The organism is Acinetobacter sp. ANC 3903 (genome assembly GCF_002135315.1).
GTDB lineage: Bacteria > Pseudomonadota > Gammaproteobacteria > Pseudomonadales > Moraxellaceae > Acinetobacter.
In genome coordinates this window covers 109,017-134,964 of the sequence record NZ_NEGA01000008.1, presented here as the reverse complement: position 1 = coordinate 134,964, position 25,948 = coordinate 109,017, and the positions used below count along the sequence as shown (strand labels likewise).

Genomic DNA, 25,948 nt, shown 5'->3' with positions numbered 1-25,948 from the left:
TTATAAAGAATAAAATCGTGTTGAGGAAACTCAGCACGATTTTTTTATTGCTTAAATTCACTTCAACTTTGTGGTTATGAATGTATCTATATTTTGACGGAGTCTTACTGTTTACAACTCAAATACAATGAGCTCTGAATGTTACTTTGGATAACCCAAAGTAACCAAAGGCTTTTTGTTAAACTGACGGCACTTCCTTGTGCCGCAGTTTAACGGGCGACATCCCTGTCGCCAGCGCGTATCATCTTGAAGATAAATATTTACCGTCCTGAGTTTCTATTTTTAAATAGAAATTCCCCTCCTTAGAAAAAGGAGGGGCTAGGGGAGGATTCTAAAAGGAGTAAGCAATGCCCAGCCTATTTATCGTCATGCTCGGTGGTCGTCATGCACGTGCCAATACAGAAGTCCATGATGTCGTGTTAGCCGTAGGTGATTCATTGCAAGAGGTCTATCCTCAACTTAAAAATTCATGGTTTGGTGAGCAAAAAGGCTTGCACATCGATGCCTGGGCACAAATCAATGGCGTGGAATTTGAAGGTATTCAATATCAAATTCACTTTAGCAATGCTCAGCCGAATTCATCTGAACAAAAGCTGTTTTTAATTAACTTGGGTGGTTACGATGCCCGTGAGTTTGGCGAGTTACACCGTTATATTCTGGTCGTGGCAGAAAATGCCATGCTGGCTAAGCAACGCGGTAAAGCCTACTTTGCACGGCATTGGCAAAAACAGCATACCGATCGCCTATTAGATGTGGATGATTGTATTGCGATTGATCAGGTGCATGGTCGTTATGTGCAACTGATTGATGGTGAATTCAGCGCTAACCACTGGGAAAATACCTATTTAATGTTATCGGAGTCCTAATTCATATCTATCTGATTAATAAATTGTATTTATTAGATATTAAGCTTTCTTAAATACTATACATTTTTGTATATTTTAGATAAAAGATGCTTTTGATACTTTTAAGTTCTATTTATATGGGCATAATAAGATTAAGGAATTGTTATCTCTTGGCTAGATGGAATTTGATAAATGGATTTGATTCAATCAAATGGACAACCAAATTATGGACGTTTTAGTTCTCTCCCAAAAACCATCGATTTGAATCAATACCAGTACAAGACACCTTATGGTGATGTCTTAACGGGTTGGCGCAAGCGATTAAAATATAAGAAGTTTAAATTCTGTTCAATTCAGCATCAACACTACACCATAGGTTTGGCCATTGCCGATATTGCTTGGGCAGGGCATGGTTTTTTTTATATTTATAATCATCAAAACCATGAAGTTTTAGAGTGGAATGCCATTAACCTGCTATCACGCAATACCGTGGTGGATGAGCAGCCGCTTTATAACCAGAGCTTTTTTTCTAATTCCCCTTTCCAAATTGATATCCAGCATGCCAATGGCGTGCGCTATATCCATGTCACTAAGTATGGGGAAATCAGGCTGAGTGCACGAATCTTCTGTGCCGGTACCGACCCGCTCAGCATGTGTAGCCCGACCGGGATCAATGGCTGGACTTATACCCAGAAGCTAACCACCTTGGCATGTGAAGGTTTTTTTATCAATAAACAGGGTGAAACCATACAGTTTAATGAAAGAACTTTTGCATCGCTGGATGATACCTGCGGTTTTCTGCGTCCGGAAACAGCATGGTTCTGGTTGTCGAGTAATTTTTGGGATCAACACAATAACCGGATTGGCTTAAATCTGGCTTCTGGAGTCAATGAAAGTTTTGGCAATGAGAACTGCTTGTGGATCAATGGTGTGCTATATCCTGTAAGCGATGTTTTGTTTCAGCATCAGGATGAAGGACACTGGAAGATTCGCTCACTGGATAACAAGCTGAATCTGGATGTAAAAACTGGTTGGCGCCGTTATGAAAATCTGAATTTAAGACTGGTCGGCAGTCAGTTTAGTCAATGGCAGGCCAAAATCAGTGGCACTATTCAGCAGGATGATCAGGAAATTGTCTTGGTCAATGAATACGGTTTGCTGGAACAGCACTATGCAAAGTGGTAAGTGCCAAATTGTAAGCCTAGAATAAAAAAAGCCTGCAAAATGCAGGCTTTTTTTATTCTTGTGCCGCCTGCCAGAAGGCTTCGCCGGCTTGAATCGGATCACCCGTTTGTTCCAGGGTTTTGACCCAGACATCATATTGGGCAATTACCGGATGCTGGCTGGGGTGAAAGTCCTTTTTAAACCAGTCTCTATATGGCTTGCCCATTCTGGTGAGTACGCCTTGTTTACCAAAAAACCACGGCAAACCTTTGAAATTCATTTGCAAGCGTTGTAACGGCGTAAAGCCATCATGCTTTAACATCACATTGGCACGATAAATAGTAAAGCCGAACATCAATACGGTTGTCCATGCCAGTACAAATTTACGTGTGCTTTCAGGGACATTGCCGACCTGTTTCATCACATCAAAAGCGACATCACGGTGTTCCATTTCTTCAATTGCATGCCAGGCAAAAAGTGCCCGCACATAAGGATGAGCACCGCGTAATGTCTCTTTATTGCCAAAAAAGGTTTCTGCCATTAGAGCCGTCAAATGCTCAGCCGCAGCGGTCATGGCAATATTGTATTGTGGTGAGCGTTTTTCCAGTTCAAATTTAAAAATCTTATTTAAACGCTGAATAAATTGATCGACCGGCATACCTTGTTCTTTCATGACCTGATTCATCTTGTCATGCGCTATGCCGTGCTGTGCTTCCTGACGGATAAAGTCTGCCACACGCTGCTTTAAATCCGGATTGGTAATCTGGTCGCGGAACAGCCTTACAGATTGAATGAAATAGCGTTCACCATCAGGAAAAGTCAGGCTTAAGGCATCGAACATGCGGGTAATAAACGGATCACCTGCAAACCAGAAGCGCGGCACTTCATTTAGCTTGAAATCAAGATTGCTACGTACTACAGGAGTAATCTGTGGTTGGACAATGGCATTCATGTTGTTTTACTTCAATTGCCTTGGATAATTGCAGTATGTCGTGCTTTTTCATTTTTGTTTTGACAGTACTTGCCATTTTTTATACATTTTACGCCAAGGTGAAAATATAATATGTCAAATTATAAGTGAGTCGCCATGCAAGAATTACACATCCCAAATGGTTATTTTCAGCTCTGGAATATGTATCTGATAGACCAGGGACTTGACTTTCACACGCTTGAATTTTTAGCACCTTATCGGGATGATCTGGAGCACGTGCTGCAATTACCGATCGATACCCAGTCGCCCTTTTCTTTTTTTTACAGCATTTTGCAATTAACTCGTGAGCAGCTGGATTGCCCGCAGTTGATTATTGAAATGGCCAAGCGAATTCGTCCTGAACATTTCGGCGTACTCGGTTATATGGCCACCCGAAGTAACAGTGTGGCTGAAGCATTGCAGTACATAATGCGTTTCAGCCGTCTGGTGATTGATGGTGCCGATGCAACCCCATTGCAGATGCATCAGCAGGGCAACGAGATCTGGCTGAGCTGGCCGTTTTTAGATGAAAAATATGCCTTGTTAAATGAAATGACCATGGCTGCCATGGTGCATTTGGCCAAGCAAATCTTTCCCGATCAACCACAATTTTTAAATATCCAGATGGCACATCGACCGCAAATGGCACAGTATCATTATCAAAAATTTTATGGTTGTGATGTGTTGTTTGATCAGCCACGTTATGCCTATGTCATGGGGGTGGATAGCCTAACCCTGAAGTCAGTACTGGCGGATCCGTCACTGATGCAGTTATTGCTTAAACAGGCAGAGGAGGCTATTGCACTCAAGCCACATTATGAAAGTGTATTACAGCAAATTCATACTGCTGTGGCCGAGTATTTAAGACTGCACGCAGCAGCCCCAAAAATTGATCAGATTGCAGATGAATTGCATGTTTCTACACGAACGCTGCAACGCCAATTGCAGCAGCTTGAAAGTTCATTTAAGGCTGTGCTGGAATCGGAACGAATGAAACGCTGTGAACAGTTGTTACAGCAAAATAGCAGCCTGACTGAAATTGCCATGCGCCTGGGATATTCAGATCAGTCGGCTTTGGCACGTGCTTATAAGGCCTATAGCGGTCAAACCTTATTAGAGCGAAAACAACAACTGAAAGCACAATCTGAATCATAAAAATGGCTCATTCAGGCTGTTTTTTAATTCAATGCAAGCACCAAAGCATGCACTTCAGCTTGCGGCTTTAGAGTCTTATAAAATAAAACCTACTGAGTAAAGTACAGCTTTTGCTATTGCATAAAACTTTAAATATAAAGGCTAACTTGATTATTTTTATAAACTTTTTACACATAAAAATAAGTTTATCTGAATGATGGATATTTGTTTACATAGCAAAATTAGGCATCTTTGATCATTGAGAAAAAAGCGTAAATATCAGTAAATAGTGTTCTCGGATTGTTCTGAAAAATGAGATGGTGAGCCGAATGTAGCGCGAAATGCTCAGGCTCTATTCAATGAGTAAAAAATAGCGTTACAATGCGTTGTCTTGTATTTCTACAAAGCCAACTCCTCAGTTTTTTAATAATTCAAGGAAAGTACAACCCTATGTCACGTTTAGCCACTCGTTTTGGACAGCTTAAATCTCAGCAGCGTAAAGCGCTCGTTTCTTATGTGATGGCTGGTGACCCTCATCCACAGGTAACCGTTCCATTGTTACATCAAATGGTTGAGGCTGGGGTGGATGTGATTGAACTTGGCCTACCATTTTCAGACCCTATGGCAGATGGTCCCGTGATTGCCCTTGCTGCAGAACGCGCATTGGCAGGCGGCACCAATACCCTGGACGCTTTGAACATGGTGAAAGAGTTCCGCCAAAAAGATACAGAAACACCAGTCGTGCTGATGGGTTATTTAAACCCGGTAGAAGTGATCGGTTACGAAAAGTTTGTATCGTATGCGAATGAATGTGGTGTGGATGGTGTACTGCTGGTGGATTTACCGCCTGAAGAAGCCAAAGATTTAGATGATGTGTTGAAAAAATTCGACATGGATCAAATTTTCTTGCTGGCGCCTACATCGACCGATGAGCGTATTCAGCATGTGGCAAATCAGGCCAGTGGTTTTATCTACTATGTATCCTTGAAAGGGGTAACAGGTGCTGCAACTTTAGATGTTGCTGAAGCGGCAGCCCGTATCCAGAAAATTAAAGCTGTGACTGACGTTCCTGTGGGTGTCGGTTTTGGTATTAGCGATGCTGCCTCGGCAAAAGCCATGGGTGTAGCTGCTGATGCTGTGATTGTTGGTAGTGCTTTTGTGAAACAGTTTGCGAACTTAGCGCCAGAACAAGCCGTTGTCGAAACGGTCAATAAAGTCAAGGAGCTTCGAGCTGCGCTCGATGAGTTAGTATGAATCAAGAAGTGAAACCAGGAAAAATTCTTAGCCCAGCGACTCCGTGGACGGAACGTCATGTTCCGGGTATTCACATGCCTGATGAGCAAACCGCACTCAAGGCAACCTTTACTGAACCAACAATTGAGTGCCCTGAATGTCACGCACTGGTTACACGTACCGCGATGACATTTAATGCCTATGTTTGTCCACAATGCGATGAACATTTGCGCATGAAAGCACGCGACCGTCTGAACTGGTTCTTCGATCAGGTTCAAAACGAATTGGGTCAAGAGTTTACTGCGAAAGATCCACTTAAGTTCGTGGACAGTAAGGCATACCCAGACCGTATGTCTGAAGCGCAAAAGAAAACCGGTGAAACTGAAGCCTTGGTGGTGATACAAGGTTTACTTAAGGATATTCCTTTAATTGCCTGTGCATTTGAATTCGACTTTATGGGCGGTTCAATGGGGACAGTGGTGGGTGACCGTTTCGTGCAAGCCGCTGAACGTGCCATTAAAGAGAAACAGCCTTTAGTCTGTTTTGCTGCCTCAGGCGGTGCACGTATGCAGGAAGGCATGTTGTCATTGATGCAAATGGCGCGTACTTCAGCTGCAATCCAACGCATGAAAGATGCCGGTTTACCGTATTTGGTGGTGCTGACTCATCCAGTTTATGGTGGTGTAACCGCGTCACTGGCAATGTTGGGTGATGTGCATATCGCTGAACCTAAAGCCATGATTGGTTTTGCGGGTAAACGTGTCATTGAGCAAACTGTACGTGAAAAACTGGAAGAACCGTTCCAGCGCGCAGAATATTTGCTTGATCATGGTGTAATCGATCAAATTGTTCACCGTCACGCATTACGTGATACTGTATATCGTATTATCGCGAAACTGATGAATTTGTCTTGAACACAGCACCACTTGCAACAGACTCTTTAAACACATGGCTCGATTATTGGAGCCATGTTCACGTTACGGGTATCGATTTAGGTCTGGAACGGGTTATTCCTGTTGCTGAAAAGCTAGGGGTAATTCGTCCGCAGGCAAAAGTTCTGACCGTAGCGGGAACCAATGGTAAGGGCTCAACCACCACGACTTTGGCTGCTATTTTAAATGCGCAAGGCTATAAAGTAGGGTTGTACCAGTCACCGCATATTTACCGTTTTAATGAGCGGGTTAAATTAGCCGGGATTGAAGTGGATGACCAGACTTTGGTGGATGCGTTTGTGCAGGTGGATCAGGCTCGTCGTGACTGTGATCTCTCGCTTTCCTTCTTTGAAGCTACCACACTGGCGGCTTTTGTTATTTTTAAAGCCCAGCAATGTGATGTCTGGGTGCTGGAAGTCGGGCTCGGTGGTCGCCTGGATGTGGTCAATGTGATTGATCCCGATGTCGCCGTGATTACCAATATCGGGTTGGATCATACTGACTGGCTGGGCGATAGTATTGAAAAGATTGCCTTTGAAAAAGCCGGGATTATTCGCCCGAATATTCCCGTAATTTTTGCTGGTTTGCAGGAGCTTCCACAAGCCATACAAAACAAAGCCGATGAATGTCAGGCACAACTGTTTGCAGTCAATCGTGATTATTTCTATCAATATACGGATGATGGTCAAGCTTGGATGTTTGCTTCATCGGGCACGACTTTAAAACTTCCTTTAGGTGCTTTGGCACTGGAAAATATATCTACCGCCGTTGCCGCGATTTTAGTCAGTGGTCTAAAAGTGACTCAAGCTGCCATTGCACAAGGCATTCAAAATGCAAAATTGCCAGGCCGCTTTGAAATACGCCAGATTCAAGATAAAACCGTTATTTTTGATGCCGGACATAATCCCCATGGCGTAGAATTTTTGTTAAATCAGTTGCGAAAATTTTTAGAATACAATAAACAGTACACAGAAGTGATCAGTGTTTTTTCCATGTTGGCAGATAAAGATATCAATTCTGTCGTAGATTTATTGAAAGATACTGTTTTAACATGGAAAATCGCACCATTAACCGTTCCACGAGCAGCCGCAGTCGAGCAGCTGGATGAAGCGTTACTGGGTGAAACAGTACAGCACTTCAATAGTGTTCAATTGGCTTTTGAATCAGCGCTCAATGAAACAAAAAATAATCAGTTGATCTTGGTATGTGGTTCATTTCATACCTTAGAAGCGGTATGGGAGTATTTGGAAGAATGTCAATGAATAGCAACCAACGCTGGATGGGAGGCGTTGTTTTATTAGGTGGTGGTGTTTTATTGGCAGCATTGCTTCTCAAAGGTAAACAAGAAATATATCAGAACGAACTCAGAACTCCGAATTTAGCCGCTCAAGTTGAGCAAAAAAAGCCGGCAGCAGAAGGGGAAGTGGTTCAGCTGCAACCTTTAACGGTTGACGTGGAAACAGAAAAACGTTTACTTGAAGAACAACGCCGGGCACGTGAAAAAGCCGTGGCAGAACAAGAAGCGCGCGCAGCCGAATTTTTGGCGATGCAGCAACAGGCTGAAGCTGATGCGGCACGTAAAGCAGCTGAAGAATACGCCGCTTTAAATGCACGTCGTAGTGGAGCACAGCAGAGTTCGGACAATATTCCTCCTGAACTTGTGGAAGATGAAAAAGCCAAACAAAAGCGTCTGGAAGATGAAAAGCTGCTCGCTGCAAAAAAGTTACAACAGCAGACAGCTCAACAACAACGAACTGATGCTGATAAAAAAATAACTGAAGACAAACGTAAAGCCCAGCTCGAAGCTGAAAAACAGTTGGCTGCAAAACAGGCAGCAGTGAAGAAAGCAGCTGAAGACAAGGCAAAGCAAGAGGCTGAGTTAAAACGCAAAGCAGCTGAAGATGAAAAACAGTTGGCTGCAAAGAAAGCGTTAGAAGCCAAGAAAAAAGAACAAGCCCAACTTGAAGCAGAAGCGAAGAAAAAAGCAGAAGCCAAGAAAAAAGCAGAAGCAGAAAAAGCTCGTGACTTGTTGGAACATGGCGATAAACAGTGGATGGTACAAGTGGCCTTGGCTGCCAATGAAGCCAATGCCGATGCACTGGCCTCTAAGCTGCGTGCTAAAGGCTATAAGGTGACCAAGAGTCCAACTTCAAAAGGGGTTCGAATTATGGTTGGACCGGCTAAAGACCGTGATGTTGCTGATGCTGCCCGCAAGAAAATTACCAGTGATGCAAGCCTGGGAATGAAGTCGGCATGGGTGATTGACTGGGTTCCTCTCGATAAACGCTAAATCTGGCTTGAAGTGAAATTAAGATGGATTCAACAGTTGCTGTTGAATCCATTTTACATTTTCAGGGCTAAATATTTTTTCAATATTTAGCCAGACCGGATGAAATCCATAACCGCCATGTTTCATTTCATTCATGGCATCCTCAATCGAACAGTTTTCAAAAATAATCCGGTACATGGCAATACTTGCACCGGTGCGGTCTGAGCCATGATAGCAATGAATCAGAACCCGCTGGTTTGCGGCTTTGGCCTGCTGAATCTGTTGCATCACCTGCAATAAATCTTCCCGGCTCATTGCCCAGGTGTGAATGGGTATATGAACCAATTTAAAATCTGTAGATGGCAGGACCACGACATCCTTATTTCTGGATCTTAAATTAATGATCACATCAATATCATGGGCTTTTAATTGCGGAATCAGTTCAGCCGAGGGTTGTTCACTGCGAAATACATCATTACTGATTTGATAAAAATTATGCTGAGGATTGATGGCTTGGCCCCAATACTGCGACCGATGTTCCATAGGTACAGGGGGCGATGTCATACATCCCACTAAGCCTGAGCAACTCAGGACAAGGACGAAAGCAGTTCTTTTTATCATGTTTGATAACGCTCCAGTTCTACAGGATCATGGGCACAAATAATCTCGATATTTTTTTCATTTTGTGCAAGTTGCTGGATTTTGTGCAAGTTGTCTACACGCATGTGATTATCTTCGGCAAAAAAACGTTCCAGTTTATCCAGAGTAGGAAGTCGATTTTTAGGATCAAGCTGCAAGTGGGAATAGTAGGCATCGCCACAGAAAAATAGCCAACCATCATGCTGTTTAATGGCAACACCACAATGACCTTGGCTATGGCCTAGTAGCGGAATCATTAAAATTTCATCCTGAAATAAGCGAAATCCCTGCACTTGATGCAGGTTAAACCATGCTTCACCTTGATTGGGTTCTATAAAATTCCAGTATCGGTGCTGCTTAAATTGCTGGGTTTTATAACGCGCTTTATTTTTTAAGGGGAAAAAACTTTGAGTGGCATTAAATTCACTGGAAAGTACATGTACGGTGGCGTGTGGGAAATCGGAAATACCACCTGCATGATCAAAATCCAGATGTGAGATTAGAATATGTTTTACATCTTTAGGATTGAAGCCTAAGCGTTGAATTTGGGTAATGGCGGTCAACTCTAAATTCTTTTCAATACGCCCCAGCCTGGAAACCATACGACCTAAGCGGGCTTGGGTGTGGAGATAATCTTGTATACCCAGACCGGTATCTACCAGTACTAAACCTTGATCGGTTTCAAGCAGTAGGCAATGACAAACTACTTTGGCATGTAAACCTTTTTGCCCAAACAGAGGGCCGCAAATCGGACACATGGTGCCGCAGTGCAAATGATGAATGTTATAGATCACAATATTTATTCTTAAGATGATTAGGCGTATTTATAAACTGGCTGTGAAACAAACATCAACTTGATTTTGTAATTCAATTGCTTAGAAAAATAAGAAAGCCTGTCATAAAGACAGGCTTGAACAAGATCAGGATTGGCTCGTCATAGTCATCCTGTATTTGCAGGATAGTTGTAATACAATCTAGCACCTACTTGTGGCATATATTCTTCAGAATAGTGTAGTACTCTTTTTAAGAAACTACGCGCTGCGCTTACTTTACGTAAAAATAAAAGCAGCGGTTCTTTATCCGAAACTACGCGCTTCGCTTGTCTTGCGCAAGGGCAGAGCAGTGCTCTGCTTATCCTTGCTCAGGCTGTGGCGTTAAGCGTAAATAAGGGGTAACCGCCTTATATCCTTTAGGAAAACGTTGCTTGATTTCTTCCTCATCTTTCAATGATGGAACAATGACGACGTCTTCACCTTGTTGCCAGTTGGCTGGGGTTGCCACTTTATGGTTATCTGTCAGTTGCAGCGAATCGACCACACGTAAAATTTCATGAAAGTTACGGCCTGTAGAAGCTGGGTAGGTAATAATTAAACGAACCTTTTTGTTTGGATCAATAATCACTAAAGAGCGAACGGTCAGGGTTTCACTGGCATTCGGGTGAATAAAATCGTACAGCGTAGACACCTTGCGGTCTTGATCGGCAATGATCGGAAAATTCACAGAGGTGTTTTGGGTTTCGTTAATGTCGTTAATCCAGCCCTTGTGTGATTCGACATCATCTACTGACAGGGCAATGGCTTTAACATTGCGCTTTGCAAATTCGTCTTTTAGTTTTGCGGTATAGCCCAATTCAGTGGTACATACCGGCGTGTAGTCCGCTGGATGGGAAAACAGGATTCCCCAGCTGTCACCCAGAAAGTCGTAGAAATTAATTAAGCCTTCACTGGATTCCTGTTCAAAATTCGGTGCGGTATCGCCTAAACGTAATGTCATTTTTATAGCCTCATTTACTTTGTTATGTATGTTGATGCGATCTAATATGACGCATTTTTTTTTGCAATGAAAATAGCGTTTTTGTATTTCTTTATGAGTAAATGGAATATACAGGCCGAGATGGATGAGCAAAATCCGGATAAATGATGAATTCTATGACTATATTGGCTGTTTAAAATTTGTTACATTGTTTGTCCTTAGCTGTCACGTGCTAGAACGAGTGAGCAGAATTTTTTTATTGGTTTTGTGCAAACCCCTTGTACTTCAAATTTCTAGCACCATAATAACGACTGAGAAAAAATTTATTCATTCGACAAGCAAGATTTAGAGAGTCTATTCATGTTGGCAAGTCTGATCGGAGGAATCTTCGGTACCAAAAATGAGCGCGAACTCAAACGCATGCGTAAAATCGTAGATAAGATTAATGCGCTCGAGCCGACGATATCTGCACTAAGCGATGCAGACTTATCTGCAAAAACTGAAGAATTCAAACAACGATATAACAAGGGCGAAAGCCTGGATAAATTATTACCTGAAGCATTTGCTGTTTGTCGTGAAGCGGCAAAGCGAATTATGGGAATGCGTCATTACGATGTCCAGCTGATTGGTGGTATTACCCTTCACGAAGGTAAAATTGCAGAAATGCGTACCGGTGAAGGTAAAACCCTGATGGGTACCTTGGCTTGTTATCTGAATGCTATTAGCGGACAGGGTGTACATGTCATCACTGTGAACGATTATTTGGCACAGCGTGATGCGGAATTAAACCGTCCCTTATTCGAATTCTTGGGTCTGAGCATTGGTATTATTTATTCCATGCAAGATCCAACAGAGAAAGCTGAAGCCTACCGTGCCGATATTACTTACGGTACCAACAACGAATTTGGTTTCGATTATCTGCGTGACAACATGGTTTTTTCTCAAGCCGAGAAAAAACAACGTGGCTTAACCTATGCCATTATCGATGAGGTCGATTCGATCCTGATTGATGAGGCACGTACACCATTGATCATTTCTGGTCAAAGTGATGACTCTTCACAATTGTATGCAGCAATCAATAGCATCCCGCCAAAACTTCGTGCGCAAAAAGAAGAAAAAGTGCCGGATGGCGGTCATTTCTGGATTGATGAAAAGCAACGTCAGGTTGAAATGACTGAAGTTGGTTATGAAACCGTAGAAGATCAATTGATTGAGATGGGTTTGCTGGCTGCAGGTGAGAGCTTGTATTCACCATCTAACTTGAACTTGGTTCATCATGTTTCGGCTGCTATTCGTGCACACTATCTTTATCAACGTAATGTTCAGTACATCATTCATGATGGCGAAGTGATTATTGTTGATGAAAACACCGGTCGTACCATGCCAGGTCGTCGCTGGTCAGAAGGTTTGCACCAAGCAGTTGAAGCGAAAGAAGGTCTGGAAATTCAGCCTGAAAACCAGACTTTGGCAACCACGACTTTCCAGAACTATTTCCGTCTTTACAAAAAGCTTTCTGGTATGACTGGTACAGCCGATACCGAAGCTGCGGAAATGAAAGAGATTTATGGTTTGGATGTGGTACTTATTCCAACCCACCGACCAATGATCCGTAAAGATGAAAATGATCTTATTTATTTAAACCGTAATGGTAAATATAACGCCATCATTCAAGAAATTCAGCGGGTGCATGAAGACGGTGTTGCACCGATCCTGATTGGTACGGCAACGATTGAAGCTTCTGAAATTCTTTCTGAAAAATTGAAAGAAGCGGGTATTACGCATGAAGTACTAAATGCGAAGCAGCATGAGCGTGAAGCAGACATTATTGCTCAAGCAGGCTCACCGCGCGCCGTGACCATTGCAACCAACATGGCAGGTCGTGGTACCGATATTTTGCTGGGTGGTAACTGGAAAGCCAAACTGGCTCACATTGAAAACCCAACGCCTGAAGATGAAGCACGCTTAAGGGCTGAATGGGAACAAAACCATGAAATGGTATTGGCTTCTGGCGGCTTGCATATCATTGGTTCAGAGCGTCATGAGTCGCGCCGTATCGATAACCAGCTGCGTGGTCGTGCCGGTCGTCAGGGTGACCCGGGTGTTTCACGTTTCTACTTATCACTTGAAGATGACTTGATGCGTATTTTCGCCGGCGACCGCGTTGTGGGCATGATGCGGGCAATGGGCTTGCAGGAAGATGAAGCCATTGAACACAAAATGGTGTCGCGTTCAATTGAAAATGCACAACGTAAAGTAGAAGCCCGTAACTTCGATATTCGTAAGAATTTGTTGAAATACGATGATGTGAATAACGAACAACGTAAGATCATCTATTCACAACGTGATGAAGTGCTCGCTGAAAGTACGCTACAAGATTACATTGAAGAAATGCATCACGAAGTGATTAAAGGTGTAATTGAAAATTATATTCCGCCGGAATCCATTCATGACCAATGGGATATCGATGGTCTGGAACGTGCATTGCGTGAGGATTTAGGTATTGATTTACCGGTCAATCAATGGCTGGAACAAGACCGTCGTTTAGATGAAGAAGCTCTGGTAGAACGTATTTCTGATGAAATCGTACAACGCTATCGCACTCGCCGTGAACAGATGGGTGATGAGTCAGCAGCCATGCTGGAACGTCATTTCATGTTAAGTGCTTTGGATCGCCATTGGAAAGATCATTTGGCTGCCATGGATTACTTGCGTCAGGGCATTCACTTGCGTGGTTATGCACAAAAGAATCCTGAACAGGAATACAAGAAAGAAGCCTTTAATCTGTTTGTAAATATGCTGGCTGTGATCAAGTCAGATGTGATTACAGATCTTTCACGTGTTCATGTTCCTACAGCTGAAGAACTGGCTGAAATGGAAGCACAAAAGCAGGCTCAAGCTGAAGCCATGCAATTGAATCTTTCTCATGCTGAGTTTGATAATTTGTTAACCGGCGATTTAAGCGGTACTGAAATTGTTGAAGTGGAGTCTGGCTTTAATCCAGCAGGGCAAACATTTGAGCCGCCTGCAAGCCGTAATGCACCTTGCCCATGTGGTTCAGGTTTAAAATACAAGCAATGTCACGGTAAAATTTAATTTTATCTAAAACATGCAGCCACTTTATATATTTCTTTTCCTTTGGATTTAAATAGATAAAGTGGTTTTTTTATTGCAGCAAAATATAGGGTTTATTTTTGCAAGATGTGAATATGTTTGCAGAGAGCTGAATTAAGTGGTATTTAGTGGATATTGATGAACATTCAGAAGCGGAAAAGACAATGAAAAAAGTATTACAACCATTGATGATTTTAGCTTTAGCTATTCCAGGTCTGGCTTTTGCAAATGAGCCAGCAAAAAACACAGCGGCAAATGCTGTTAAAGATGACAACACTACGGTTATGAGTCCACGTACCGGGATTCGCTATACCTTTGCTAACCCGCAGCAACGTCCAGTAGTGTTAAAAACTGCAGCCATCACACCGGCAAATGCAGCGAATGCAAACCGCATTGTGGCTTCAAATCCGGCTTTATCTGCTGCCAGTCAGGAAAAAGCCAAACAGGCGCTATTGTCGGAATCGACTCAGTTGGCATCCAACTAAATCTAATGTATTGCTAAAACCAGTCTACGGACTGGTTTTTTTGGGCCTGAAAATAGCAAACTGATAAAAAATAAATCAAACAAAGTGTTCTGCTCGATTTTTTACTGAATTTCTACTAAGCTGTCTTTTTATCACGAACTTATTTGGAAGTTTAAAAATGGCGGTGGGCGACTTAACAATGCCACAGATGCATGTGGTTAAAGGTGTAAAAATTGGTTCAGCTGAAGCTTATGTGCGTTATCAGAACCGACGTGACCTCGTTATTTTTGAATTTGCTGAAGGTTCAAACGTTGCCGGTGTATTTACCCAAAATGCATTCTGTGCAGCACCGGTACATGTGTGTAAAGCTCATTTGCAAATCACTAATCCACGCTATCTAGTGATTAATACCGGTAATGCCAATGCGGGTACCGGGAAAATCGGTATGGTGAATGCGCAGGCGACGTGTGCAAAACTGGCTGAACTGGCGGGTGTATCGACCAGCGAAATTTTACCTTTTTCTACCGGGGTCATTGGCGAGCAATTGCCTATTGAACGCCTGGTCAATGGTTTGCAGCCTGCACTGGATTCATTAAAAGAAGATGCCTGGCTGGATGCAGCAAAAGGTATCATGACGACGGATACGCTGCCTAAAGGGGCGTCAGAACAGTTTGAGATGGATGGTGTGCTCTACACCATGACCGGTATTTCCAAAGGTGCCGGCATGATTCGTCCCAATATGGCCACTATGCTCAGCTATGTCGCGACCGATGTACCGATCAGTCGTGAACTGGTGCAGCAGTTATTAAAAACCACTGTGAATGTATCATTTAACCGTATTACGATAGATGGTGATACCTCAACCAATGACTCATGTATTTTTGTCGCTACTGGACAGGCAGGTGGTAAAGAAATTACTTCAACTGATGATTCACGTTACACCATTGTTCTAGATGTGTTGACACGTGTCATGAAACGTTTGGCACAACTAATTGTACGTGATGGTGAAGGTGCAACCAAATTCATTACCGTTGCGGTTGAAGGTGGTGCAGATACCCAGGAATGTTGCGATATTGCCTATAGTATTGCTCATTCACCACTGGTGAAAACTGCAATTTTCGCCTCAGATCCGAATTGGGGGCGTATTCTTGCAGCAATTGGTTATGCGGGCGTTAAAAATTTAGACGTTGAAAAAATTCAGGTTTGGTTGGATGATGTACAGATCTGCAAAGATGGTGGTGCAGCAGCGGACTATACGGAAGAAGCTGGCGCGCGCGTGATGTCTCAGGCTGAGTTGACTATTCGGGTTGATTTGGGACGAGGACAGGCGAAAGATACCGTCTATACCTGTGATCTGTCTTATGACTATGTCAAGATCAATGCAGATTACCGTTCTTAAGTTGAGTTGAATGAAAAAAGCCTCCGTAGTGAGGCTTTTTTATAAGGTAAAGTTTTTAATGACTGGTCAAAAAGCATGATGCTATTCTGACTGGTAAGTGGGTTGAATGACTTGTGAGAAGCAAGTTTAAAGGATAGAGAACACGTTATGAGTAATGCGACCAATTTAATTGCCAATGAGGCTAAATCGATTGTGCAGGCGCATTTAGATCGATTGGGTGAACCTAAAGATATTCATTTAAGTGATGAGGTCAAACAGGAAAAGTTTGCACAAATTCTGGCAGAACTCAAAAAACGTGATGCTGTCCTTGTCGCCCACTACTATTGCGATCCTGAAGTTCAGGAGATTGCAGAGCTTTCTGGCGGTTGTGTTTCTGACTCATTAGAAATGGCACGCTTTGGCCGAGACCATCCTGCATCAACTTTGGTGGTTGCCGGGGTGAAGTTTATGGGAGAAACAGCAAAAATACTTTCTCCTGAAAAAACCGTGCTTATGCCAACCTTGGAAGCGACCTGTTCTTTAGATTTGGGGTGTCCGGTAGATGAATTTACTGCATTTTGCGATGCGCACCCCGATCATACCGTGGTGGTCTATGCCAATACCTCGGCTGCAGTCAAGGCGCGTGCAGACTGGGTGGTGACATCAAGCTGTGCAGTCGAGATTATTGAACATCTCGATAGCCTAGGTGAAAAGATTATTTGGGCACCTGACCAGCATCTGGGACGTTACATCCAAAAGAAAACCGGTGCGGATATGTTGCTTTGGGATGGTGCTTGTATTGTGCATGAAGAATTCCGTGCACGTGGTATTGCCAACATGAAAGCACTCTATCCAGATGCGGCTGTTTTGGTTCATCCGGAATCGCCTGAGTCAGTGGTCGATATTGCAGATGCAGTAGGAAGTACCTCGCAACTGATTAAAGCGGCACAAACACTGCCAAATGAGCGTTTGATTGTGGCAACCGACCGTGGCATCTTCTACAAGATGCAACAAGCTGTGCCAAATAAGACGCTTATTGAAGCTCCGACGGCAGGTGAGGGGGCAACATGTCGTTCCTGTGCTCACTGTCCATGGATGGCCATGAATGAATTGGATGGAATTTTAGAGGTTTTACAAAAGGGTGATCAAGAAATACACGTTGATCCTGCTCTTGCTGACCGCGCTAAATTGCCACTTGATCGTATGTTGAGCTTTAGTGCGGGTCTAAAACGTTAATTTTGATCAAAAATTACCTAAAATGCTTGATAAATAAGCGGTTGAAGTGATTTTTTAGGTTTTTTTGAATATAGGTGTTGACGTCTCTAGGCGTCACGCCTAGAATGCACACCGTACCGCACGATGTGCGATACACTAAAAGCTGAGATGAATCGGAGTATGGCGCAGCTTGGTAGCGCATCTGGTTTGGGACCAGAGGGTCGTAGGTTCGAATCCTACTGCTCCGACCAATTCTTCAAGGCGAGTATCGCATGATATTTTTATCATCGGTCATGCGCCTGTAGCTCAGTTGGATAGAGCATCCGCCTTCTAAGCGGATGGTCACAGGTTCGAATCCTGTCAGGCGCACCATTTGGTAGTCTGGTATTATAGAGCCAAAATGTTGTAACGGTGGATGTAGCTCAGTTGGTAGAGCCCCGGATTGTGATTCCGGTTGTCGTGGGTTCGAATCCCATCATTCACCCCAATTTCGGAGTATGGCGCAGCTTGGTAGCGCATCTGGTTTGGGACCAGAGGGTCGTAGGTTCGAATCCTACTGCTCCGACCATTTTAAGTTTAAACTTAAAAATAAATGATCCGCTTAAATGCGGTTTTTTTATGCCTAAAATTTAATAATAACATTCAACATTCAACATTCAACATTCAACATTCAACATTCAACATTCAACATTCAACATTCAACATTCAACATTCAACATTCAACATTCAACATGGCTTGAATCGTATTTATTGCTCCTGCTCTCGATATTCAAATAATTTAATGAGCTCTCTTGAAATATAAAACTTGAAAATAAGCCAAAGAATTAAAATTTTGCTTAAAAAGAATATTAAAAATTAGCAAATCGCATTATTACTGGAAAAGGTGGATTTTATTTCCAGCTTAATTCTTTTCTCTATCTCTCCTATCTTTTGTTTATACCTTATAAATTTTTAAGTCGATAGGAATGCTGATTGTTCTAATAACTCCAGTGCAGTTGATGTGAGAAAATAAAAAGATAAAAAATCAGAGAAGTAAAATGGATTGAAAAGACGTTATTTATAAATTTAAATCAAAATTGTTGTTGATTTAAACTTAAAAATAAGAAAACCCCTCTATTTTGAAGAATAAATAAACAGTTGGAAGATAATTTAAAAAATAAAGCGCAACAGGGGTTGTGCTGGTTGTGAAATGCTGTAGAATGCACATCCATCGGCGGTGATGAAGATTAAAACTTCTGGTAAAACAGCAACTTAGCACGAAGTGTTAAGATTGGGTTTTAGAAAGAAAGTTTAAAATAATTTGAATTACTGATTGACACTGAGAATATCTAGTGTAATATAGCCGACCTAGCTTGCTGGTGACGAATCAGCAAGAAGATCATTAAGAGATTATGAAGAACAACTTGTGTGGATTTTTACTGGTTGATTGATCGAAATTATTTTCATTGATTGATGGTAGAAATGACTCGAAGTTTATTTGAGAAATTAATGTCAGAAAATTGATGAGCCAGATTTGGTGTTTTGAATAAAGCACTATTGATTTTAAACTGAAGAGTTTGATCATGGCTCAGATTGAACGCTGGCGGCAGGCTTAACACATGCAAGTCGAGCGGAGTTGTGGTGCTTGCACCATAACTTAGCGGCGGACGGGTGAGTAATGCTTAGGAATCTGCCTATTAGTGGGGGACAACATTTCGAAAGGAATGCTAATACCGCATACGCCCTACGGGGGAAAGCAGGGGATCTTCGGACCTTGTGCTAATAGATGAGCCTAAGTCGGATTAGCTAGTTGGTGGGGTAAAGGCCTACCAAGGCGACGATCTGTAGCGGGTCTGAGAGGATGATCCGCCACACTGGGACTGAGACACGGCCCAGACTCCTACGGGAGGCAGCAGTGGGGAATATTGGACAATGGGCGCAAGCCTGATCCAGCCATGCCGCGTGTGTGAAGAAGGCCTTTTGGTTGTAAAGCACTTTAAGCGAGGAGGAGGCTCCTATAGTTAATACCTATAGTGAGTGGACGTTACTCGCAGAATAAGCACCGGCTAACTCTGTGCCAGCAGCCGCGGTAATACAGAGGGTGCAAGCGTTAATCGGATTTACTGGGCGTAAAGCGTGCGTAGGCGGCTTTTTAAGTCGGATGTGAAATCCCTGAGCTTAACTTAGGAATTGCATTCGATACTGGGAAGCTAGAGTATGGGAGAGGATGGTAGAATTCCAGGTGTAGCGGTGAAATGCGTAGAGATCTGGAGGAATACCGATGGCGAAGGCAGCCATCTGGCCTAATACTGACGCTGAGGTACGAAAGCATGGGGAGCAAACAGGATTAGATACCCTGGTAGTCCATGCCGTAAACGATGTCTACTAGCCGTTGGGGCCTTTGAGGCTTTAGTGGCGCAGCTAACGCGATAAGTAGACCGCCTGGGGAGTACGGTCGCAAGACTAAAACTCAAATGAATTGACGGGGGCCCGCACAAGCGGTGGAGCATGTGGTTTAATTCGATGCAACGCGAAGAACCTTACCTGGTCTTGACATAGTAAGAACTTTCCAGAGATGGATTGGTGCCTTCGGGAGCTTACATACAGGTGCTGCATGGCTGTCGTCAGCTCGTGTCGTGAGATGTTGGGTTAAGTCCCGCAACGAGCGCAACCCTTTTCCTTATTTGCCAGCGGGTTAAGCCGGGAACTTTAAGGATACTGCCAGTGACAAACTGGAGGAAGGCGGGGACGACGTCAAGTCATCATGGCCCTTACGACCAGGGCTACACACGTGCTACAATGGTCGGTACAAAGGGTTGCTACCTAGCGATAGGATGCTAATCTCAAAAAGCCGATCGTAGTCCGGATTGGAGTCTGCAACTCGACTCCATGAAGTCGGAATCGCTAGTAATCGCGGATCAGAATGCCGCGGTGAATACGTTCCCGGGCCTTGTACACACCGCCCGTCACACCATGGGAGTTTGTTGCACCAGAAGTAGGTAGTCTAACCGCAAGGAGGACGCTTACCACGGTGTGGCCGATGACTGGGGTGAAGTCGTAACAAGGTAGCCGTAGGGGAACCTGCGGCTGGATCACCTCCTTAACGAAAGATTGACGACCGGTAAGAATCCACAACAAGTTGTTCTTCATGACGATGTATCTGAGGGTCTGTAGCTCAGTTGGTTAGAGCACACGCTTGATAAGCGTGGGGTCACAAGTTCAAGTCTTGTCAGACCCACCACTATCTGACTACAGAAAAAAGATACATTGACTTATTGATAAGCTGGGGACTTAGCTTAGTTGGTAGAGCGCCTGCTTTGCACGCAGGAGGTCAACGGTTCGACTCCGTTAGTCTCCACCATATATTGTTCTTCAATATATAAGCTAAGAAGTTAGATTATAGAATTTAGTAAATAAGATCATGATTGAATGGTTTTAGTTTATTAAGTTCTGTGATTTATCACAGTTTCCTGACCTGACGAAGGCTGGAAAAATCATTAACAGAATATATTTGAGTTGAAATAATTTGTTCATACTCGTTTTGAAATCGACATTAGCAGTCATTTATGACTGGTTGATGAAGATTAAGAAATGAGTTACTAGCGAAATTAACTGAATCAAGCGTTTTGGTATATGAATCTAATTGAAGCTGTACGGTGCTTAAGTGCACAAACGCCAACTGTATGAGAGTGATGAGAGATCATCATAATCTGTTGCTCATCCTACTTGTAGGGATGGACGACTGTTTGGGGTTGTATAGTCAAGTAATTAAGTGCATGTGGTGGATGCCTTGGCAGTCAGAGGCGATGAAAGACGTAATAGCCTGCGATAAGCTCCGGGGAGGCGGCAAATATCCTGTGATCCGGAGATTTCTGAATGGGGAAACCCACTTACCATAAGGTAGGTATCGCAACATGAATACATAGTGTTGCGAGGCGAACGAGGGGAAGTGAAACATCTCAGTACCCTTAGGAAAAGAAATCAATTGAGATTCCCTCAGTAGCGGCGAGCGAACGGGGAAAAGCCCATTAAGTTATCTAAGCTTTAGTGGAACGCTCTGGGAAGTGCGAACGTAGAGGGTGATATTCCCGTACACGAAAGGGCTTAGATAATGATGTCGAGTAGGGCGGGGCACGTGAAACCTTGTCTGAATATGGGGGGACCATCCTCCAAGGCTAAATACTCCTGACTGACCGATAGTGAACCAGTACCGTGAGGGAAAGGCGAAAAGAACCCCTGTGAGGGGAGTGAAATAGATCCTGAAACCGCATGCATACAAGCAGTGGGAGCCGACTTGTTCGGTGACTGCGTACCTTTTGTATAATGGGTCAGCGACTTACATTCAGTAGCGAGGTTAACCGAATAGGGGAGCCGTAGAGAAATCGAGTCTTAATAGGGCGTTTAGTTGCTGGGTGTAGACCCGAAACCGGGTGATCTATCCATGAGCAGGTTGAAGGTTAGGTAACACTGACTGGAGGACCGAACCCACTGTCGTTGAAAAGCCAGGGGATGACTTGTGGATAGGGGTGAAAGGCTAATCAAACTCGGTGATAGCTGGTTCTCCCCGAAAGCTATTTAGGTAGCGCCTCGGACGAATACCATTGGGGGTAGAGCACTGTTTCGGCTAGGGGGTCATCCCGACTTACCAAACCGATGCAAACTCCGAATACCAATGAGTACTATCCGGGAGACAGACTGCGGGTGCTAACGTCCGTAGTCAAGAGGAAAACAATCCAGACCGCCAGCTAAGGCCCCAAAATTATAGTTAAGTGGGAAACGATGTGGGAAGGCATAGACAGCTAGGAGGTTGGCTTAGAAGCAGCCACCCTTTAAAGAAAGCGTAATAGCTCACTAGTCGAGTCGGCCTGCGCGGAAGATGTAACGGGGCTAAAACTATATGCCGAAGCTGCGGATTTGCAATTTATTGCAAGTGGTAGGGGAGCGTTCTGTAAGCCGATGAAGGTGGATTGAGAAGTCTGCTGGAGGTATCAGAAGTGCGAATGCTGACGTGAGTAACGACAATGCGAGTGAAAAACTCGCACGCTGAAAGACCAAGGGTTCCAGTCCAACGTTAATCGGGGCTGGGTGAGTCGACCCCTAAGGCGAGGCCGAGAGGCGTAGTCGATGGGAAATTGGTTAATATTCCAATACTTCTGTGTAATGCGATGAGAGGACGGAGTAAGTTAAGTCAGCCTGGCGTTGGTTGTCCAGGTGGAAGGATGTAGGCATGTATCTTAGGCAAATCCGGGGTACTCTATGCTGAGATCTGATAGCAAGCTGTACTTGTACAGTGAAGTGGCTGATACTATGCTTCCAGGAAAAGTCTCTAAGCTTCAGTTACACAGGAATCGTACCCGAAACCGACACAGGTGGTCAGGTCGAGTAGACCAAAGCGCTTGAGAGAACTCTGCTGAAGGAACTAGGCAAAATGGTACCGTAACTTCGGGAGAAGGTACGCTGCCGGCGGTGATAGGACTTGCTCCTTGAGCTGTTGGCAGCCACAGAAACCAGGCCCCTGCAACTGTTTATTAAAAACATAGCACTCTGCAAACACGAAAGTGGACGTATAGGGTGTGATGCCTGCCCGGTGCTGGAAGGTTAATTGATGGGGTTAGCGTAAGCGAAGCTCTTGATCGAAGCCCCAGTAAACGGCGGCCGTAACTATAACGGTCCTAAGGTAGCGAAATTCCTTGTCGGGTAAGTTCCGACCTGCACGAATGGCATAATGATGGGGGCGCTGTCTCCAGCAGAGACTCAGTGAAATCGAATTCGCCGTGAAGATGCGGTGTACCCGCGGCTAGACGGAAAGACCCCGTGAACCTTTACTGCAGCTTGACATTGAACTTTGATCTTACTTGTGTAGGATAGGTGGGAGGCTTTGAAACCAGGACGCTAGTTCTGGTGGAGCCAATCTTGAAATACCACCCTGGTAATATTGAGGTTCTAACTCTGTCCCGTTATCCGGGACGAGGACCATGTCTGGTGGGTAGTTTGACTGGGGCGGTCTCCTCCTAAAGAGTAACGGAGGAGTACGAAGGTGCGCTCAGCGTGGTCGGAAATCACGCGTAGAGTATAAAGGCAAAAGCGCGCTTAACTGCGAGACCCACAAGTCGAGCAGGTACGAAAGTAGGTCTTAGTGATCCGGTGGTTCTGTATGGAAGGGCCATCGCTCAACGGATAAAAGGTACTCTGGGGATAACAGGCTGATACCGCCCAAGAGTTCATATCGACGGCGGTGTTTGGCACCTCGATGTCGGCTCATCTCATCCTGGGGCTGAAGCAGGTCCCAAGGGTATGGCTGTTCGCCATTTAAAGAGGTACGCGAGCTGGGTTTAGAACGTCGTGAGACAGTTCGGTCCCTATCTACCGTGGGCGTTGGAAATTTGAGAGGATCTGCTCCTAGTACGAGAGGACCAGAGTGGACGAACCTCTGGTGTACCGGTTGTGACGCCAGTCGCATCGCCGGGTAGCTATGTTCGGAAGGGATAACCGCTGAAAGCATCTAAGCGGGAAGCCTACCTCAAGATAAGATTTCCCTAGGACTTTATGTCCTCTAAAGAGCCGTTGAAGACTACGACGTTGATAGGTTGGATGTGGAAGTGCGGTGACGCATGAAGCTGACCAATACTAATTGCTCGTGAGGCTTGACTATACAACACCCAAACAGTTGTTGTATAAAAGCTCAATTGATTCGATATTCAGCAAAACAGCTTGATTCATAAGCTCGTTAGTAAGACAATATTCAACTCAAGTATCTCTGTTAAACTCATTTGGTATCAAGTACGGCAAACACTGCAAAGCAGTTAAATAAGACCCGAACAAGTCCATAAACAGTTGTGCTGGCGACAATAGCAAGAGTGAACCACCTGATCCCTTCCCGAACTCAGAAGTGAAACCTCTTAGCGCTGATGGTAGTGTGGGATTACCCATGTGAGAGTAAGTCATCGCCAGCTCATTATTCTAAACACCCCCTGATCAAATCAGGGGGTGTTTTTTTTGCGGGGAATAGAAGCAATAAAAAAACCAGCAAATGCTGGTTTTAAGATCTGAATTTTTGCAAATGTTAAGCAAAAATATTACATGCTGCAGAGGCCAGTACCCAAAGAATTGCGATTGCAACTACAGGCTCAACAATCTTTGCCCAGGTTGGGGTGCTTACAACTGAAACTTCTTCAACATCATGCTGCTGGATATTCTGGTGAACCATTTGACTAAACTCCTTCATTGTTGAGTCTAATGATATATCTTCTTGCTCAATTGGTTTAGAGCCTTTTAATTCTATTAGATCATTTGTTGACCAAACCCAATCGGAGGCTTGACCAGATAGGTGTTCAATCTGTCCTAATATAAGCTCATGTAACCCTCTGATATTCAGGTTTCCAATATCATTAAGCTGTTTTAATTCTGCCAGTTGTAATTTTAATATTTCAGTTACTGTTGGTTCTAACTCATTTTTAGGCAAGCTGGACTGATTTTTTGAAGATGTTGTAAGATGGCGCGCAATTTCTTGAATAAACAGATCATCTGGCGAGGAAATTTCTTGGTAAACTTTTTTATCGTCGGTTCGCCAAAGTGAAATGAGTTTACCTAATACCAGCGCATTAATTTCTAACAGCTGAGTTTTTCGATCTTCTCTAGAATAATGTTCGAGAAGCTGAGGCTTTTGAGTGTTAATCTGCTCAGCAAAATATTGTACTAAATCAAAAGCCATTCACTTGCTCCATATTATTTTAGTCTAATAACCGTAGGCTCGGTTTTTTCTTAGGTTGTTTAGTTTCTTCTGAAGTTGTAGTAGATTTTAAAGTATCTTCAGCGATTTGGGTACCTTCATATTCATTTGGATCAAAGAATAAACCTTGCCCATTTTCACGTGCATAAATGCCCATCACTGCATTTAAGGGTACATAGATATCACGTGAAACGCCACCAAAACGCGCAGAGAAGGTGATAGCATCATTACTCATGGTTAACTGATGTACAGCATGAGGCACAATATTTAAAACAATCTGACCATCCTGAATGAATTGTTCCGGGACCCTGGTATTGGGCTGAGTCGCATCAACCAGTAAATAAGGGGTAAGGTTGTTGTCACAAATCCATTCATAAATAGCACGTGCTAAATAAGGGCGGGTAGGGGGGAGATTCAATTCTTGTTCAGACATGATTTTGCTCGATTAATTTACTAAAAATTCACTGTAGCGGTTTTTTTCCTGCATCGTTAAGGACTTGATAAATGCAGGCCGACTAAAAATTCGTTGACAATATAAATGAATAGGACGGCAATGCTGTTTAGGTAATTCAATACCCATAGCATTTAAACGTATAAAAATGGGTGCTAGCATGCAATCTAAAATTGTAAAGCTTTCCGACATAAAATAGGGAAAATGCTGAAATAGAGGGGTAAGTGAAATAAGCGTATCTCTGAGTTGCTTTTGAGCTTTTACTTTCTCTTTTTCATTCAGGGTATCTGGATGACGTAGCATAATATCAGCCAGTTTTAACCAGTCTTGATCAAAACGCCAGATATACTGACGTTGTTCTGCACGTGGCATTGGAGCATCGGCATAGAGCTTGTTTTGACGATAGCGGTCATCTAGATATTCGGAAATAATGCCACTATTAAAGAGCTTAAGCTCATTCTCAATCATCATAGGAAGCTGGTTATAGGGATTTAGACTGGCGAGATCTTCATCATCTTCATCTACAATAATTAGATTATATTTGATTTGCTTCTCGGCAAGTACATAGCGTATCCAGTGTGAGCGAAAATCATCCGCATGACTGTAAAGCGTGATTCCTTGAGGAGGTGCATTTTCGATTGACATAATCCGAAGCAGTGATAAATGAATAGGATAGGATACTA

Annotated in this window: 18 protein-coding genes, 6 tRNA genes and 3 rRNA genes; 20 read left to right on the top strand and 7 right to left on the bottom strand. The window is 43.5% G+C overall.

Annotated features, from left to right (window positions below):
- The first annotated feature begins 347 nt into the window (after positions 1 to 347).
- Positions 348 to 866 (top strand): DUF1543 domain-containing protein, encoded by a 519-nt coding sequence (locus B9T29_RS08195; protein ID WP_086175446.1) that lies wholly within the window; start codon positions 348 to 350, stop codon positions 864 to 866.
- A gap of 171 nt (positions 867 to 1,037) precedes the next feature.
- Positions 1,038 to 2,030, top strand: a complete 993-nt coding sequence (locus B9T29_RS08190; protein ID WP_086175445.1) for a DUF2804 domain-containing protein — start codon at positions 1,038 to 1,040, stop codon at positions 2,028 to 2,030.
- Between the two features lie 52 nt (positions 2,031 to 2,082).
- On the opposite strand, the gene B9T29_RS08185 is transcribed toward B9T29_RS08190, so the two are convergent.
- The gene (locus tag B9T29_RS08185; protein WP_086175444.1) at positions 2,083 to 2,961 is read right to left on the bottom strand and encodes a metal-dependent hydrolase; all 879 of its coding nucleotides are present in this window, start codon (positions 2,959 to 2,961) and stop codon (positions 2,083 to 2,085) included.
- Positions 2,962 to 3,096: 135 nt separating this feature from the next.
- Between B9T29_RS08185 and B9T29_RS08180 the strand changes: the two genes are divergently transcribed.
- The 5 genes from B9T29_RS08180 (at position 3,097) to B9T29_RS08160 (ending at position 8,568) form a co-directional block, all read left to right on the top strand.
- A complete protein-coding gene (locus B9T29_RS08180; RefSeq protein ID WP_086175443.1) occupies positions 3,097 to 4,134 on the top strand; it encodes an AraC family transcriptional regulator in 1,038 nt (345 codons plus the stop codon).
- 429 nt (positions 4,135 to 4,563) lie between these two features.
- The gene (gene trpA, locus B9T29_RS08175) at positions 4,564 to 5,367 is read left to right on the top strand and encodes a tryptophan synthase subunit alpha (protein ID WP_086175442.1); all 804 of its coding nucleotides are present in this window, start codon (positions 4,564 to 4,566) and stop codon (positions 5,365 to 5,367) included.
- Complete coding sequence (gene accD / locus B9T29_RS08170; protein ID WP_086175441.1) at positions 5,364 to 6,260, top strand: acetyl-CoA carboxylase, carboxyltransferase subunit beta; 897 nt, start codon at positions 5,364 to 5,366, stop codon at positions 6,258 to 6,260. Before trpA ends, accD begins: the two co-directional genes overlap by 4 nt.
- Positions 6,257 to 7,540, top strand: coding sequence for a bifunctional tetrahydrofolate synthase/dihydrofolate synthase (gene folC, locus B9T29_RS08165; RefSeq protein ID WP_086175440.1), 1,284 nt, complete (start codon positions 6,257 to 6,259; stop codon positions 7,538 to 7,540). The genes accD and folC overlap by 4 nt, the downstream gene beginning before the upstream one ends.
- Complete coding sequence (locus B9T29_RS08160) at positions 7,531 to 8,568, top strand: SPOR domain-containing protein (protein WP_213033300.1); 1,038 nt, start codon at positions 7,531 to 7,533, stop codon at positions 8,566 to 8,568. Before folC ends, B9T29_RS08160 begins: the two co-directional genes overlap by 10 nt.
- An 18-nt stretch (positions 8,569 to 8,586) precedes the next feature.
- Here the strand turns inward: B9T29_RS08160 and B9T29_RS08155 are convergent, their stop codons facing one another.
- The 3 genes from B9T29_RS08155 to B9T29_RS08145 all read right to left on the bottom strand — a co-directional run bounded on the left by B9T29_RS08155 (position 8,587) and on the right by B9T29_RS08145 (position 10,959).
- Positions 8,587 to 9,168, bottom strand: a complete 582-nt coding sequence (locus B9T29_RS08155) for a dual specificity protein phosphatase family protein (RefSeq protein WP_086175438.1) — start codon at positions 9,166 to 9,168, stop codon at positions 8,587 to 8,589.
- Entirely contained in the window at positions 9,165 to 9,980 is an 816-nt protein-coding gene (locus B9T29_RS08150; RefSeq protein ID WP_086175437.1) for an MBL fold metallo-hydrolase, read from the bottom strand. The genes B9T29_RS08155 and B9T29_RS08150 overlap by 4 nt, the downstream gene beginning before the upstream one ends.
- Before the next feature lie 337 nt (positions 9,981 to 10,317).
- Complete coding sequence (locus B9T29_RS08145) at positions 10,318 to 10,959, bottom strand: peroxiredoxin (protein WP_086175436.1); 642 nt, start codon at positions 10,957 to 10,959, stop codon at positions 10,318 to 10,320.
- Positions 10,960 to 11,298: 339 nt separating this feature from the next.
- Here B9T29_RS08145 and secA point away from each other — a divergent pair, with 339 nt between their 5' ends.
- The 13 genes from secA (at position 11,299) to rrf (ending at position 24,038) form a co-directional block, all read left to right on the top strand.
- Entirely contained in the window at positions 11,299 to 14,031 is a 2,733-nt protein-coding gene (gene secA / locus B9T29_RS08140) for a preprotein translocase subunit SecA (protein ID WP_086175435.1), read from the top strand.
- Between the two features lie 182 nt (positions 14,032 to 14,213).
- Complete coding sequence (locus B9T29_RS08135) at positions 14,214 to 14,534, top strand: hypothetical protein (RefSeq protein WP_086175492.1); 321 nt, start codon at positions 14,214 to 14,216, stop codon at positions 14,532 to 14,534.
- Between the two features lie 157 nt (positions 14,535 to 14,691).
- Entirely contained in the window at positions 14,692 to 15,912 is a 1,221-nt protein-coding gene (argJ, locus tag B9T29_RS08130) for a bifunctional glutamate N-acetyltransferase/amino-acid acetyltransferase ArgJ (RefSeq protein WP_086175434.1), read from the top strand.
- A 147-nt stretch (positions 15,913 to 16,059) separates the two neighbouring features.
- Positions 16,060 to 17,127, top strand: a complete 1,068-nt coding sequence (gene nadA / locus B9T29_RS08125; RefSeq protein WP_086175433.1) for a quinolinate synthase NadA — start codon at positions 16,060 to 16,062, stop codon at positions 17,125 to 17,127.
- A gap of 153 nt (positions 17,128 to 17,280) precedes the next feature.
- Positions 17,281 to 17,357 (top strand) — tRNA-Pro (locus B9T29_RS08120).
- A 44-nt stretch (positions 17,358 to 17,401) separates the two neighbouring features.
- A tRNA-Arg gene (locus tag B9T29_RS08115) sits at positions 17,402 to 17,478 on the top strand.
- 39 nt (positions 17,479 to 17,517) lie between these two features.
- Positions 17,518 to 17,593: transfer RNA gene (locus tag B9T29_RS08110), tRNA-His, on the top strand.
- A gap of 4 nt (positions 17,594 to 17,597) precedes the next feature.
- Positions 17,598 to 17,674 (top strand) — tRNA-Pro (locus B9T29_RS08105).
- A gap of 976 nt (positions 17,675 to 18,650) precedes the next feature.
- Positions 18,651 to 20,188 (top strand): 16S ribosomal RNA (locus tag B9T29_RS08100).
- 61 nt (positions 20,189 to 20,249) lie between these two features.
- Positions 20,250 to 20,326: transfer RNA gene (locus B9T29_RS08095), tRNA-Ile, on the top strand.
- A gap of 44 nt (positions 20,327 to 20,370) precedes the next feature.
- Positions 20,371 to 20,446: transfer RNA gene (locus B9T29_RS08090), tRNA-Ala, on the top strand.
- Between the two features lie 397 nt (positions 20,447 to 20,843).
- Positions 20,844 to 23,737 (top strand): 23S ribosomal RNA (locus tag B9T29_RS08085).
- Positions 23,738 to 23,923: 186 nt separating this feature from the next.
- Positions 23,924 to 24,038: ribosomal RNA gene (gene rrf / locus B9T29_RS08080) — 5S ribosomal RNA — on the top strand.
- The 16S, 23S and 5S rRNA genes sit together here with 2 tRNA genes alongside, the layout of an rRNA operon.
- Before the next feature lie 110 nt (positions 24,039 to 24,148).
- Here the strand turns inward: rrf and B9T29_RS08075 are convergent.
- From B9T29_RS08075 to B9T29_RS08065, 3 genes are read right to left on the bottom strand one after another with little or no spacing between them, the layout of a single operon-like run.
- Positions 24,149 to 24,796, bottom strand: coding sequence for a hypothetical protein (locus B9T29_RS08075; RefSeq protein ID WP_086175432.1), 648 nt, complete (start codon positions 24,794 to 24,796; stop codon positions 24,149 to 24,151).
- A gap of 19 nt (positions 24,797 to 24,815) precedes the next feature.
- Positions 24,816 to 25,247, bottom strand: coding sequence for a ClpXP protease specificity-enhancing factor (locus B9T29_RS08070; protein WP_086175431.1), 432 nt, complete (start codon positions 25,245 to 25,247; stop codon positions 24,816 to 24,818).
- Positions 25,248 to 25,259: 12 nt separating this feature from the next.
- The gene (locus B9T29_RS08065; protein ID WP_086175430.1) at positions 25,260 to 25,910 is read right to left on the bottom strand and encodes a glutathione S-transferase N-terminal domain-containing protein; all 651 of its coding nucleotides are present in this window, start codon (positions 25,908 to 25,910) and stop codon (positions 25,260 to 25,262) included.
- Positions 25,911 to 25,948: the final 38 nt, after the last annotated feature.

Coding starts and splice junctions, on each gene's coding strand:
- B9T29_RS08195 (WP_086175446.1), top strand. CDS start 348: ATGCCCAGCCTATTTATCGTCATGCTCGGTGGTCGTCATGCACGTGCC.
- B9T29_RS08190 (WP_086175445.1), top strand. CDS start 1,038: ATGGATTTGATTCAATCAAATGGACAACCAAATTATGGACGTTTTAGT.
- B9T29_RS08185 (WP_086175444.1), bottom strand. CDS start 2,961: ATGAATGCCATTGTCCAACCACAGATTACTCCTGTAGTACGTAGCAAT.
- B9T29_RS08180 (WP_086175443.1), top strand. CDS start 3,097: ATGCAAGAATTACACATCCCAAATGGTTATTTTCAGCTCTGGAATATG.
- trpA (WP_086175442.1), top strand. CDS start 4,564: ATGTCACGTTTAGCCACTCGTTTTGGACAGCTTAAATCTCAGCAGCGT.
- accD (WP_086175441.1), top strand. CDS start 5,364: ATGAATCAAGAAGTGAAACCAGGAAAAATTCTTAGCCCAGCGACTCCG.
- B9T29_RS08160 (WP_213033300.1), top strand. CDS start 7,531: ATGTCAATGAATAGCAACCAACGCTGGATGGGAGGCGTTGTTTTATTA.
- B9T29_RS08155 (WP_086175438.1), bottom strand. CDS start 9,168: ATGATAAAAAGAACTGCTTTCGTCCTTGTCCTGAGTTGCTCAGGCTTA.
- B9T29_RS08145 (WP_086175436.1), bottom strand. CDS start 10,959: ATGACATTACGTTTAGGCGATACCGCACCGAATTTTGAACAGGAATCC.
- secA (WP_086175435.1), top strand. CDS start 11,299: ATGTTGGCAAGTCTGATCGGAGGAATCTTCGGTACCAAAAATGAGCGC.
- B9T29_RS08135 (WP_086175492.1), top strand. CDS start 14,214: ATGAAAAAAGTATTACAACCATTGATGATTTTAGCTTTAGCTATTCCA.
- argJ (WP_086175434.1), top strand. CDS start 14,692: ATGGCGGTGGGCGACTTAACAATGCCACAGATGCATGTGGTTAAAGGT.
- nadA (WP_086175433.1), top strand. CDS start 16,060: ATGAGTAATGCGACCAATTTAATTGCCAATGAGGCTAAATCGATTGTG.
- B9T29_RS08075 (WP_086175432.1), bottom strand. CDS start 24,796: ATGGCTTTTGATTTAGTACAATATTTTGCTGAGCAGATTAACACTCAA.
- B9T29_RS08070 (WP_086175431.1), bottom strand. CDS start 25,247: ATGTCTGAACAAGAATTGAATCTCCCCCCTACCCGCCCTTATTTAGCA.
- B9T29_RS08065 (WP_086175430.1), bottom strand. CDS start 25,910: ATGTCAATCGAAAATGCACCTCCTCAAGGAATCACGCTTTACAGTCAT.